Origin of the sequence: Natronospira proteinivora, from assembly GCF_024170465.1 — a bacterium.
In the GTDB taxonomy this organism is placed as follows: domain Bacteria; phylum Pseudomonadota; class Gammaproteobacteria; order Natronospirales; family Natronospiraceae; genus Natronospira; species Natronospira proteinivora.
In genome coordinates, this window is sequence record NZ_JALJYF010000001.1 from 437370 (window position 1) to 450102 (window position 12733).

General features: G+C 59.0%; 14 protein-coding genes. All 14 read left to right on the forward strand.

Annotation, left to right across the window (positions count from 1 at the left end; all coding sequences use genetic code 11):
• The first annotated feature begins 1 nt into the window (after window position 1).
• The 14 genes from fliJ (at window position 2) to J2T60_RS02100 (ending at window position 12714) form a co-directional block, all read left to right on the forward strand.
• Window positions 2–445, forward strand: coding sequence for a flagellar export protein FliJ (gene fliJ / locus J2T60_RS02035; RefSeq protein ID WP_253444733.1), 444 nt, complete (start codon window positions 2–4; stop codon window positions 443–445).
• An 83-nt stretch (window positions 446–528) separates the two neighbouring features.
• On the forward strand, window positions 529–1665 hold the full coding sequence (locus J2T60_RS13365) for a flagellar hook-length control protein FliK (RefSeq protein WP_253444736.1): 1137 nt from the start codon (window positions 529–531) through the stop codon (window positions 1663–1665).
• Between the two features lie 283 nt (window positions 1666–1948).
• Window positions 1949–2425 (forward strand): flagellar basal body-associated FliL family protein, encoded by a 477-nt coding sequence (locus J2T60_RS02045; protein WP_253444739.1) that lies wholly within the window; start codon window positions 1949–1951, stop codon window positions 2423–2425.
• Between the two features lie 12 nt (window positions 2426–2437).
• Window positions 2438–3523: a flagellar motor switch protein FliM gene (gene fliM, locus J2T60_RS02050; RefSeq protein ID WP_445376030.1), complete on the forward strand. Its 1086-nt coding sequence runs from the start codon at window positions 2438–2440 to the stop codon at window positions 3521–3523.
• Window positions 3520–3963, forward strand: a complete 444-nt coding sequence (gene fliN, locus J2T60_RS02055; protein ID WP_253444742.1) for a flagellar motor switch protein FliN — start codon at window positions 3520–3522, stop codon at window positions 3961–3963. Before fliM ends, fliN begins: the two co-directional genes overlap by 4 nt.
• A 5-nt stretch (window positions 3964–3968) precedes the next feature.
• Window positions 3969–4373: a flagellar biosynthetic protein FliO gene (fliO, locus tag J2T60_RS02060; RefSeq protein WP_253444745.1), complete on the forward strand. Its 405-nt coding sequence runs from the start codon at window positions 3969–3971 to the stop codon at window positions 4371–4373.
• Entirely contained in the window at window positions 4370–5113 is a 744-nt protein-coding gene (fliP, locus tag J2T60_RS02065; protein WP_301288290.1) for a flagellar type III secretion system pore protein FliP, read from the forward strand. The genes fliO and fliP overlap by 4 nt, the downstream gene beginning before the upstream one ends.
• Window positions 5114–5135: 22 nt before the next feature.
• Window positions 5136–5411 carry a flagellar biosynthesis protein FliQ gene (fliQ, locus tag J2T60_RS02070; RefSeq protein ID WP_253444749.1) on the forward strand — a complete coding sequence of 92 codons (276 nt, stop codon included), beginning with the start codon at window positions 5136–5138 and terminating at the stop codon, window positions 5409–5411.
• 6 nt (window positions 5412–5417) lie between these two features.
• Window positions 5418–6197, forward strand: a complete 780-nt coding sequence (fliR, locus tag J2T60_RS02075; protein ID WP_253444752.1) for a flagellar biosynthetic protein FliR — start codon at window positions 5418–5420, stop codon at window positions 6195–6197.
• 18 nt (window positions 6198–6215) lie between these two features.
• Window positions 6216–7346 carry a flagellar biosynthesis protein FlhB gene (gene flhB / locus J2T60_RS02080; RefSeq protein WP_253444755.1) on the forward strand — a complete coding sequence of 377 codons (1131 nt, stop codon included), beginning with the start codon at window positions 6216–6218 and terminating at the stop codon, window positions 7344–7346.
• Window positions 7347–7376: 30 nt separating this feature from the next.
• Window positions 7377–9512 carry a flagellar biosynthesis protein FlhA gene (gene flhA / locus J2T60_RS02085; protein ID WP_301288291.1) on the forward strand — a complete coding sequence of 712 codons (2136 nt, stop codon included), beginning with the start codon at window positions 7377–7379 and terminating at the stop codon, window positions 9510–9512.
• 94 nt (window positions 9513–9606) lie between these two features.
• Window positions 9607–11070 (forward strand): flagellar biosynthesis GTPase FlhF, encoded by a 1464-nt coding sequence (gene flhF / locus J2T60_RS02090; RefSeq protein WP_301288292.1) that lies wholly within the window; start codon window positions 9607–9609, stop codon window positions 11068–11070.
• Between the two features lie 70 nt (window positions 11071–11140).
• On the forward strand, window positions 11141–11986 hold the full coding sequence (locus J2T60_RS02095; RefSeq protein ID WP_253444758.1) for a MinD/ParA family protein: 846 nt from the start codon (window positions 11141–11143) through the stop codon (window positions 11984–11986).
• Window positions 11986–12714, forward strand: a complete 729-nt coding sequence (locus J2T60_RS02100) for an RNA polymerase sigma factor FliA (protein WP_253447552.1) — start codon at window positions 11986–11988, stop codon at window positions 12712–12714. The genes J2T60_RS02095 and J2T60_RS02100 overlap by 1 nt, the downstream gene beginning before the upstream one ends.
• Window positions 12715–12733: the final 19 nt, after the last annotated feature.

Below are 12733 nucleotides of genomic sequence, written 5' to 3' on the forward strand. Positions count from 1 at the left end.
CATGACAAGAAAAAAGAGATCCGAGCGCCTCAAGCCGGTCAGAAAACTGGCTGACAAGGGCCAGCAGGATGCCTCCCGGGAGCTTGGCCACAGTCAGCAAGCCTTGTCCGAGCAGGAGGCACGGCTCGAGCAGCTTGAAAACTACCGTGAGGAATACCGACAGATGTTCGAGGGGGAAGGCGACCGTGCCATCGATCCTCGACGTTTGCGGGACGAGCGGGCCTTTCTCTCCCGCCTGGACGAAGTGATCCGTCAGCAGCAGCAGGTGGTGGAAAACAACATGGCCGAGTATGAACGGCAGCGGGAAGGCTGGCTGCAGGCCCGTACCCGGGTCAATGCACTGGACCGGGTCAGTGATCGCTACCGCAGTCACGAAGCTCGAGAGAGCGACAAGCAGGAACAGCGGGAAATGGACGATCTGCCCAATCCCTCACGGCACCGCTGAGGTGAGTCGATCCAGCTGGCACGGAATCTGCAACATCCCCTCCAAGTACCCGTGATCCACTCCTGAATCGAGAGGCCTGAGCCGTGATCCATTCCATTTTTTCCTTGTCCGATGCCGGGGGAGTCTCCCCTTCAGAGGGTGATAACCGCCTCATGGCGCTGCTTTCGGACGATCTGGATGGTGAGGAGCTGGAAGCCTTCCAGGCATTGCTGGACGGTGCCTTTGACCAGCTTCGTCTGGAAGACGGCAGACTGGTCTTGCCCGAGAGCGGCAAGGGTTTGCCGGCGGCAGCGGAGCTGGAGGGGCTGGCGGAAGCGCTACAGTCCGGTTCTCCGCCTGAAGATGCCATGGCGGCGTTGGTTCGATTGATGCGGCTTGAAATGGCCCAGGCAGAGTCTGATGCCCCGTCGCGATCCAAGGCCTTGCCCGAGCTGTTGAATAGCCTGCGTCCTCCCGAACGTGGTCACGCCGCACTGGATTCCCGCTTGACGGAAATGCGTCCCCTGACCATGGGGGTGGCCCCGGGCCAGGGCGGTCCAGGGTTCGATCTGGGTGGGCGGGACATGATGGCTGACATGGACTGGCTCAAAAACCGGATCCAGGAGCGCTTGAGCACGCTGTTGTCGACCCAGCAGCAAGGACAGGAGCGGGGAGGCGGTGAGCCCTTGATCCGTGAAGTGGGCTCCGGAGGCCATCAGGCACAATCTGCCTCGCCCCAGCAACTGGCGGCCCTGATGTCCACCGCCTCCCAGAGTGGCGAGAGCAGCAGCATGAATCGTCTACCCCCCGTCCAGGCGCCGGTTGGGGGGCCGAACTGGGGCGACGCCCTGGGCCAGCGAATCCTCATGATGAAGGGGCAGGGTATCGATCGGGCAGAGATCAAGCTGAATCCCCCGCACCTGGGTCCGCTGGAGATCCGGGTAGCTGTCACCCAGGAACAGACCAGCCTCTTGATGTCCAGTCAGCATGCCCTGACCCGGGATGCCCTGGAGCAGGCCCTGCCCCGTTTGCGGGAAATGCTGCAGGATAAGGGTCTGGAGATGGGCGATGCCGAGGTAAGCGATGGCCGGGAGGAGCAACTGGCTCAAGAGGAAAAGGGTGACGAGCAGGCAGGAGAGCGGGACGGTGGCACCGGCCCGGGGTCATCCGCCAGCAAGGCGGGAGTGGAAACTGCTGTATTGCGGGAAGGGCAGGTCTCCCTGTTGGATGAATATGTCTGATCTCATTCCATGGTACGCCTTGGCTGCTGATTAGCCATTCTCCCGTCCATCGGTCCATTAAGTGTTCCACTTCATCGGGAGTCTGCTTTCCCCACCTCCCTTCAAGTGACAAAATCCCGTCAGGGTTTTCCCTGTCACGTCCCGGTCGAGTTCTTTTGACTGGGCATTATTCCTAAGTAATTGAAAATAAAGTTTATTTATTGATCATCTCAGGATGGCACGCCACTTGCCTCTAGACAGGCAGACGGGCCGGCATTCTGCGGCTTCCATGGGAGATTAGATCATGAAGGCATGGTTCATCGGTGGTATCGGCATCGTATTCGTTCTGCTGATCGGCTTGGGTACCGGTCTGTTTCTCGCCGGCGCCCTCAATGGCAATGGCGATGGCATTGAGACCACGCCGTTGGAAGGTGAAGACGAGGAGGAAGTTGGGCCCAGGGAGCCGGCATTGTATTACGAAATGGAGCCGGCTTTCGTGGTCAACCTGGACATGGGGCAACGGAGCCGTTATCTCCAGGTCAAGGTGGAGTTAATGGCCCGCGAGGAGGCGGTCATCAATGCCGTGGATCGGCATATGCCCCGGATTCGCAACAGCCTGCTGCTGCTCTTTGGCGAAGTGGATGCGGACAAGGTAGCTAGTCGGTCTGGTCGGGAAGCGTTGCAGGAGGAATCTCGACAGCAAATCATGCAGGTTCTGGAAGCGGAGGGCGAGCCGTCCGAGATCGAAGCGGTTTTCTTCACCAACTTCGTCATGCAGTAGCCGGGGGCCATTGTGAGCGACGTACTTTCACAGGAAGAAATCGATGCCCTCATGCATGGCGTGGAGGGCGGGGATGTGGACACCGAGGAGGAAGAGCTCGCTCCCGGTGAAACCAAGCCCTATGACTTTACTCGGGAAGATCGGATCGTCCGGGGTCGTTTGCCCACGCTGGAGATGATCAACGAGCGTTTTGCCCGTTACATCCGAATCAGCCTGTTTGACATGCTTCGGCGTTCTGCCGAGATCTCGGTCAACGGCGTGGACATGCTCAAGTTCTCCGAATATGTCCACTCCCTGTATGTCCCCACCAGCCTGAACATGGTGCGTGCCGATCCATTGCGAGGCACCGCACTGTTCATCATCGACCCCAAGCTGGTCTTTGTGATTGTTGATAACTTCTTTGGTGGGGACGGGCGTTTCTATACCAAGATTGAAGGCCGGGAATTCACACCGGCGGAGAACCGGATTATCCAGAAGTTCCTGGGCGATGTGTTCAAGGACCTCAAGGAAGCTTGGTCGCCAGTGATGGATGTTGACTTCAGCTTCATTGAATCCGAGGTCAATCCCCAGTTTGCCAATATCGTCAGTCCCAGCGAAGTGGTGGTGGTCAGCACCTTCAATATCGAATTGGAAGGGGGTAGCGGTGAGTTTCATATCACCATGCCCTATTCCATGATCGAGCCTATCAAGGACTTGTTGGACACCGGGGTGCAGAGTGACCGAGTTGAGAAGGATGAGCGCTGGACCCAGGCCTTGAAGGAAGAAATCAAGGATGCCCGGGTGGAGGTCTCGGCAGTACTGGCGGAATCGGAACTTAGCATCCGTCGTCTGATGACCATGAAGGCGGGCGATATTTTGCCCATCGAGATTCCGGATCAGGTGGTGGTGACCGCAGAAGGGGATTTGCCGCTCTTCAAGGGGCGGTTTGGTATTTCCGACGGCCGCAATGCGGTGCAGCTGGCTTCATGGGCCAAGCAGGAGAAGGATGACAGTTCCCATACCGCCCGCAAGATGCGAGACGAGGCCAAATCGAAAGATGAGGCTCCCCCGAAGGATCAGAGTGGCCAGAACAAGGGCAGCAAGAGGAAACAACGATGAGTGATGACGACAAAAAAGATGGTCTGAGCGAGGAAGAGCGACAGCAGATCGAGGAAATGGAGGCTGCCCAGCAAGAAGGTGAGGGTGCCTCAGCGGATAAGTCTGATGGCAGTAGCGTGGAGAAGGCGGAGTTTGATCACCTCAATGCAGGCTCAGGTTTGGGTGCTTCTGGTTCGGAAGACGTGAATCTGGAGATGATTCTGGATCTTAACGTCAATCTAGCCATGGAAGTAGGCCGGACCAAGATCAGTATTCGCAATTTGCTCCAGCTAAGCCAGGGTTCGGTGGTGGAACTGGATCGTTTCGCCGGCGAGCCATTGGACGTAACGGTCAATGGCACCCTGGTAGCCCACGGCGAAGTGGTGGTGGTCAATGAGAAATTCGGTATCCGTCTCACGGATGTAATCAGTCCCTCGGAACGTATCAAGAAGCTGCGGTGATCAACATGAGAGTTTTGTCTGCCAGCCTGTTCTTGATGCTGTCCGGCCCCCTTCTGGCTGAGCAGCCTCATGAATTTGAGGGAGTGTCCGGCGCCTTGAGCGTATTGCTCTCCCTGGGGGTGGTACTGGCAGTAGTATTTGCCCTGGCCTGGGCCATGCGACGCATGCATGGCTTTGCCGGTGGCCGGGACCCCAATATGACCATTATCGGGCAAATGGCCTTGTCCACCCGGGAACGACTGATGCTGGTGGAAGTGGGCGGTCAGCAGTTGTTGCTGGGGGTTAGTCCGGCGGGTATCCGTACCCTGCATGTGCTGGAAGAGCCCGTTGAAAGCAAGTCACCCGCTCAGGGGGGAGCCAGCTTCCGGTCCCGCCTGATGGAAAGCCTGGGCAAGGAGCGGGAGCAATGAACAGGCTCCGGTGGATACTGCCACTGGCCTTGATGCTCCTGCCGGGGATGGCCATGGCCCTGCCGGGCCTGCCGGCAGTGACGGTGGAGACCGGCGAGGATGGCGGTCAGACTTACTCGGTCACCCTGCAGATCCTGATTCTCATGACGGCGCTGACGGTATTGCCGGCGCTGGTCCTGATGATGACGTCTTTCACCCGTATCGTGATTGTTCTGGCGCTGCTTCGCCAGGCCATGGGCACACCACAGACACCACCCAATCAGGTGCTTATTGGCCTGGCCCTGTTCCTGAGCTTTTTCATCATGACGCCGGTGATTAATGCGGCTTATGACAATGGGGTTCAGCCTTATCTGGATGAGGAAATCAGTGCCGAGGAAGCCATTGATGCGGTGGTGGAACCCTTGAGGGAATTCATGATGGGCCAGGTGCGGGAGAATGATCTGGCCACCTTCGCCCGCATGGCTGATGAAGAATCCTTCAACGGGCCGGATGATGTGCCCATGTCCATCCTGATTCCTGCCTTTATCACCAGTGAGCTGAAAACTGCCTTTATTATCGGTTTTCTTATCTATATTCCTTTCGTGATCATCGATCTGGTTGTGGCCAGTACCCTCATGTCCATGGGCATGCTCATGCTCTCGCCCATGTTGGTATCTCTGCCGTTCAAAATCATGCTGTTCGTTCTTGTGGATGGTTGGTCTCTGGTGCTGGGGACGTTGGCCTCCAGTTTCTTTATATAGCGAGTTTCACGGGAAGCGTGTCATGAGTCCGGAATTGGCAGTCACCATTGGTCAGGAAGCATTGAAGGTTACCGCCATGGTCGCCGCGCCCCTGTTGGTCTCGGCATTGGCCATGGGTTTGCTGGTGGGGATGTTCCAGGCCGCGACCCAGATCAACGAAATGACCCTGAGTTTCATCCCCAAGCTGTTGGTGCTGGTGCTGTCCCTGGGGTTTTTCAGCTCTTGGATGCTGTCCACACTGATGGACTTCACCGTTCGACTTATCCGAAGCATTCCGCTGATTCTTGGCGGCGGTTGACGGGCCATGCTGAGTTTTACCGCAGCTGAGATCAGCGGTCTTATTGGCCAGTACTACTGGCCCTTTACCCGGATTGCGGGAATGATCATGGTGGCGCCGATCTTTGCCACTGCCTTTATTCCCATGCAGGTCCGGGTCTTGCTGGCCGTGGCCCTCACCGCGGCCGTGGCCCCCATTCTGGGGCCGGTGCCGGCCGTGGAGGTACTCAGCTTTCAGGGTCTTGTGATTACCGTTCAGCAGATACTGATTGGTGCCATGCTGGGATTCATGGTGCAGATGGTTTTTGATGCGGTAGTGATTGCCGGTCAGATCATTGCCATGAGCATGGGGCTGGGTTTCGCCTTCATGGTGGATGCTCAGCGAGGGGTATCGGTGCCCATTGTGGGTCAGTTCTTTCTGATCATGGCCACCCTGTTCTACCTGTCCATGAACGGCCATTTGATCATCATTGAAGTTCTGGTGGACAGTTTTCGAAGCATGCCCGTGGGTACTTCCGGCGTGGTACGTGATGATTTCTGGGCGGTGGCCATGTTTGGCGCTGAGATGTTCAAGGGGGCCGTCCAGATTGCTTTGCCTGCGGTGGTCGCCTTGCAGACGGTGCTGGTGGCTTTCGGTGTAATGAGTCGGGCCGCGCCCACCATGAATCTCTTTGCCGTGGGTTTTCCGGTCGCCATGACGCTGGGCTTTGTGATTCTGATGGTGGCCCTGCCGTATATGCAGCCGGCCATTATGGGCTTACTCCAGACGGCCTTTGACACCGCCCGCAATATTTTTGCCGGCGGCTGATGCGAAGGGGAGACGACCATGTCGGAACAGAAGGATACCAGCCAGGAAAAAACAGAAGAGCCGACACCGAAACGGTTACAGGACGCCAAGAAAAAGGGGCAAGTGCCCCGTTCCCGTGAATTGAGCGCCATGCTGGTGATGATGACCGGTGCCGTCTTCCTCCTCAGTTTTGGCGGCTTCATGGTGGGAAGTGTGGCGGACGTGTTACGGGAAGGACTGACGCTGGATCCGGACCAGGTTCGGGATGCCAGCGATATCCCCATCCAGTTTCGCAAGGCCGTGGTGGCGGGTATTCAGGTGGTGTTGCCCATTATGGGGGTCTTGTTTGTGGCAGCCTTGGCGGCACCCTCCTTGATTGGGGGCTGGTCATTCAGCCTGGAAAGTGTCCAGCCCAAGCTCAGCAAGATGAATCCCATTAGCGGTTTTCAGCGGATATTCGGGGTCAAGGCCCTGGTGGAACTGGCCAAGGCCATCGGCAAGTTTGGCGCGGTGGCGGTGGTGGCCGCGGTGATTTTCTGGCTGTTTCGGGACCGTTTCCTGTCCCTGGGCAATGCCCCCATGCCCCAAGGGCTGTTCGATGCCGGCAATCTGGTGGCTTTGTGTTTCCTGGCTTTCACCGCTGCTCTGATCATCGTGGCGGCCATCGATGTGCCGTTCCAGATCTGGGACAACACCCGCAAGCTCAAGATGAGCAAGCAGGAGGTCAAGGACGAGTTCAAGGAAACGGAGGGCAAGCCGGAGGTCAAGCGCAAGATTCGCGAGACCCAGCAGGAGATGTCCCGCCGCCGAATGATGGAGGAGGTGCCCAAGGCCGATGTAGTGGTCACCAACCCCAGCCATTTCGCCGTGGCGCTGCGATATCGCCCCAATCGCGCCAAGGCGCCAGTGGTGGTGGCCAAGGGCGTGGACCGCATTGCCCTGCGTATTCGCGAGATTGCCGAGGAAAATCACGTGCCTATCCTGGAAGCACCGCCGTTGGCCCGGGCCTTGCATGGGACTACGGAGTTGGGTGACGAAATCCCGGCACGTTTGTATCGCTCGGTGGCGGAAGTCTTGAGCTGGGTCTATCAGCTGCGCCGTCAGCGGGCTCGGGGTGGTCCCCGGCCGAGACGTCCCAATCCCTCCTTGGACGAGGAGGGTGACGAATAACCGACGCCATAGGTGAGAGGCACTCAAGGCATGGCAAGCACACAGTCAATGGTGACCGACGGTTTCAAGCACGCCCTGCGCTCGGGGTTGGGTGTGCCGATATTGCTGCTGGCGGTGTTGGGGATGATCATCGTCCCCCTGCCTCCCATCGCCTTGGACATGTTCTTTACCTTCAATATTGCCCTGGCACTGATTGTGGTGTTGGCGGTGATCTATATTGCTCGTCCTCTGGATCTTGGGGTGTTCCCCACGGTACTGCTGGCCGCCACTGTACTGCGGTTGGCACTGAATATTGCCTCCACCCGGGTCATCCTGCTGGAAGGGCATACCGGTACTGCCGCGGCGGGCCGGGTGATTGAGTCCTTCGGTCAGTTTGTGGTTGGCGGCAACTATGCCGTGGGCCTAGTGGTGTTCGCCATTCTTGTGATCATCAATTTTGTGGTGATCACCAAGGGGGCTACCCGGGTCTCGGAAGTGACCGCCCGCTTTACCCTGGATGCCATGCCCGGTAAGCAGATGGCCATTGATGCCGATCTCAATGCCGGTCTGTTGACCGACGAGCAGGCCCGGGACCGTCGACAGGAAATTCGGGAAGAGGCGGACTTCTATGGTTCCATGGATGGTGCTTCCAAGTTTGTCCGCGGGGATGCCATTGCCGGCATTCTGATCATGATCATCAATATCGTGGGTGGTTTGGTGATCGGCCCCGTTCAGCACGGTCTCTCCCTGGCCGAGGCCGGCCGCAATTACACCCTGCTCACCATCGGTGACGGCCTGGTGGCCCAGATTCCCGCCCTGCTGCTGTCCACTGCCGTGGCGGTGATTGTCACCCGAATGTCCCGCAGTCAGGACATGGGGCAGCAGATTCTGACCCAGCTGGTGGGCAATGGTCGGGTGCTGGCGGTGGCCTCCGGGGTATTGTTCACTCTGGGAGTGATTCCGGGCATGCCCAATCTCGCCTTTTTGAGCCTGGCGGCCATCACCGGTTTCATGGCCTGGCGAACCCAGCGCAAGGGTGAGCTGGTTGATGGTGAGCCGGTGGATGATGAGGTTCAGCCGGCCGGGGGCGCTCACCGTGACCGTGCCGGCGGTCGGACCGTGGAACCCGGCGGTGGCGGTGAAGAGCTGGGCGAGCTGGGCTGGGAGGATGTCACCCAGAACGATCTCTTGGGTCTGGAAGTGGGATATCGCCTTATCCCGCTGGTGGATCGCAAGCAGGGTGGCGAGCTGATGACCCGCATTCGCGGTGTCCGCAAGAAACTGTCCCGGGAGCTGGGTTTCCTGGTTCAATCGGTCCATATCCGGGACAACCTGGAGTTGCCTCCCAATTACTATCGCCTGACTTTGATGGGGGATCCGGTGGGCGAGGCCGAGATCCACCCGGATCGGGAAATGGCCATCAATCCGGGACAAGTGCACGGCAAGATTCAGGGTATTGAAACCACGGATCCCGCCTTCGGCCTGGAAGCGGTGTGGATCGAATCCGAGCAACGGGACAACGCCCAGACACTGGGTTACACCGTGGTGGACCCGGCCACGGTTGTGGCCACCCATCTCAGTCATGTCATCCAGAGCCATGCCCATGAGTTGCTGGGTCACGAGGAAGTCCAGAAATTGCTGGACATGCTCAAACAGACCGACAAGAGGCTGGTGGAAAGCCTGGTACCCGACATCATGCCGCTCAATCGGGTGGTCAAGGTACTTCAACGCCTGCTGGAAGAGCGCGTACCCATTCGCAACCTGCGCACCATTGCCGAGAGTCTGGCCGAGCACGGCACCCAGACTCAGGATCCCGAGGAATTGGTGGGACAGGTTCGGGTGGCCCTGGCCCGGACCATCGTTCAGGAAGTCGCCGGGACGCGGGACGAGCTGCCGGTGATTACCCTGGATCCCAAGTTGGAACAGATATTGCAAGATGCCCTACGTCAGGGCGGAACCGGGAGCATTGAGCCGGGCTTGGCCGAACGGCTCCAGCAGAGCCTGGCCGAGGCCACCGAAAAGCAGGAGAACCAGGGCGAGCCTGGCATCCTCCTGGTGGCGCCTTTGATCAGAAGTTGGTTGGCCCGTTTCCTGCGCCAGCCGGTACCGGGACTGAACGTATTGTCCTACAACGAAATACCGGATAGCCGAAAGGTCCGCCTGGTGGCTTCCATCAGTGGCGAATAAGGACGGCGAGAAGGGATAAGACCATGAAAAGGCTGAGGTATTACACCATGCAGGCTGAACCGCAAGCGGGCTGCGCTGATCGGGAGGAACAACAATGAAGATCAAGCGATTCGTGGCGCCGGATATGCGCACCGCCATCCGCCAGGTGCGGGAGGATCAGGGGCCGGATGCGGTGATCCTGTCCAACCGCAGCATCAACGGTGGTATCGAGATCATTGCCGCGGTGGATTACGACGAGGCCCTGGTCAACCATGCCATTGGCAGCAGCGCACGCTATGGCGCCGACCGGCGTGACGATGAGCCCATGAATGAAGGTCCCAATCCAAGCGGCCGTCGGAAATCCGTCGCGCCCAGTTATGCCGAGCTTGCGGCTTCCTATCATGCCGAGCCTCCGGAAGAAGAGGATGAGCGGAGCTGGCTGGCGGGGTCGGCAGAAGAGGATGAGCCATTCCAGGAGTCGCCAAGGCCGGCTTCCGTGGAGCCATCCTCTGTCAAGACGGGCGCCCGTCGTTCGCGTCCGATTCCCGACAATCCCTATGGCGGCCAGTACGAGGACGACGATTTCGACGTACCGCGGGAACGGGGGCAGGACAATGCCCGTATCGTCTGGTCCCAGGAACCCAACCTCATGGAAGTGCGCCGCGAGCTATCCAGCGTGCGCAACATGCTGCAAAGCCAGTTTTCCAATCTGGCCTGGGATCGGCTTTCCCGTGAGCGCCCTATCAAGGCTACGGTGCTTCGGGAGCTGAGCGCCATGGGCATCGAGCCGGATCTGGCCCGCCAGATCCTGGAAGAAATGCCGGCCACAGAGGATGAGCAGCAGGCTTGGCGCTTGCCTTTGGGGATGTTGGCCCGGCGTGTTCCGGTGGGAAATGATCCCATTCTGGAGAAGGGCGGGCGGATTGCCTTGGTGGGGCCCACCGGGGTGGGCAAGACCACCACCATTGCCAAGCTGGCAGCTCGTTTCGCCCTGCGCCACGGCAAGCGCCATGTGGCACTGATTTCCACCGATCACTACCGGGTAGGGGGGCAGGAGCAACTGCACAGTTACGGCCGTATACTCGGGGTACCGGTCTTTTCCGTGGATACGGCGGAAGAATTGCGTGAAACCTTGCTGGAACTGGACAATAAAAAACTGGTGCTGGTGGACTCCGCCGGCATGAGTCAGCGGGACAGTCGTATCCCGGTTCAGATGGATATGCTCCGTCGAGTCGAAGGGCAGGCCCTTTCAGTCAATCTGGTCTTGTCTGCAGACAGCCCTGCCCCGACCATGGAGGAGACGGTCCGTGCTTATGCGGATGTGGGGCTGGACGGTTGCATCCTGACCAAGCTGGACGAAGCCACCGGGTTGGGCGGCGCTTTGTCGGTGGCGGTACGCCATGCGCTGCCCATCGGCTATATCACCGATGGGCAGCGGGTGCCGGAGGATATCCAGCCGGCGCGAAGTCATCGCCTGGTGAGCCGCGCAGTGCAGCTGCAGCGACGGTGGCCTGGTCAGGTGGATGAGAATGAACTGGCCGCCCGTTTTGGCCAGGTGGCCGCCCAGACCATGGCTTGAGGCCAGGCCCCCGGGTGACAGACCCCACGATTTGGAGTATTCAATGGATCAGGCGGCAGGATTGAGACGCATGGCATCACCCAAGCCAGTACAAGTCATTGCCGTGACTTCGGGCAAGGGTGGGGTGGGAAAGACCAATATCTCGGTCAATCTGGCTACGGCCATGGGCTTGAGCGGCAAGCGGGTCTTGTTGTTTGATGCCGATTTGGGCCTGGCCAATGTGGATGTGGTCCTGGGCCTGCAGCCCAAGCGCAACCTTTCCCATGTGATCAATGGGGAATGCAGCCTGGAGGAGATCCTGCTGGAGGGGCCTGCCGGTATCAAGATTGTGCCGGCTTCCTCGGGTACCAAACAGATGGCCGAGCTCAGCGCTGCCGAGCATGCCGGGGTGATCCGGGCCTTCAGTGAGCTGAGCGACGATGTGGATGTGATGATCGTAGATACTGCCGCCGGCATCGCTGACGGGGTGGTAAGTTTTACCCAAGCGGCTCAGCACGTGATTCTGGTGGTTTGTGACGAGCCGGCATCGATTACTGATGCCTATGCCATGATCAAGGTTCTCTCCCGGGAGCATGGTGTCACCCATTTTCGAGTATTGGCGAATATGGCCCAGACCGCCCATCACGGTCGTACCTTGTTCAACAAGATTTCCAGCGTAGCCGAGCGCTTTTTGGATGTGAGCCTGGAATACATGGGGGCGGTGCCCTTTGATGAACAGCTGAGAAAGGCCGTTCAGAAGCAGGGGGCGGTGGTGGAAAATGCGCCCCGCAGCCGCTCGGCCATGGCCTTTCGCAACCTGGCGGAGGAGGCCGGTCGCTGGCCTTTGCCGCAGGGGCCCCGGGGCAATCTGGAGTTTTTTGTCGAACGGCTGTTGAATGCCGATGCCCGTGACGGGGGAGGTGGACAGATCGCATGATGGATGCCTCCTCTCGCTATCAACAGGTCCAGGGAAGCTGTGCCGACGAGCTGGTACTCAAGCATGCCGGTCTGGTCAAGCGGATCGCCTATCATCTGGCGGCCCGGTTGCCGGATAGTGTGGAGGTGAATGACCTGGTGCAGTCCGGCATGATCGGCTTGCTGGAGGCGGGGCGTCAGTATAGTGATCAGCATGGGGCCAGCTTCGAGACATATGCTGGAATTCGTATTCGGGGCGCCATGCTGGATGAGATTCGCAAGACCGATTGGACGCCACGCTCGGTGCACCGGGCCTATCGGGAAATCAACGAAAAGATACGCCAGATCGAGAATGAGACCGGGCGTGACGCGCGGGATTCGGAAGTGGCAAAAGCGGCCGGGTTGACCATGGAGGAATACCACCGTGTCATGCAGGATGCAGTGAGCTGTCGTTTGTTCAGCCTGGATGAGTTGCAGTCGGATCATGACGACAACCTGCCCGGCTCGCTGGATCAGGATCAGGATAGCCCGCTTCGCCGGGTGGAATCGGTGGATTTCAGGCAGGGGTTGGCCGATACCATTGATGGTCTGCCGGAAAAGGAACGGTTGGTGATGTCCTTGTACTATGAACAGGAATTGAACCTGCGGGAGATCGGCGAGGTATTGGGCGTGAGTGAATCCCGGGTCTGTCAGATCCATGGCAAGGCACTTACCCGTACCCGTGCCAGAATGGATGAGTGGCTGGATTAAGTATTGAGGCCCGCAATCG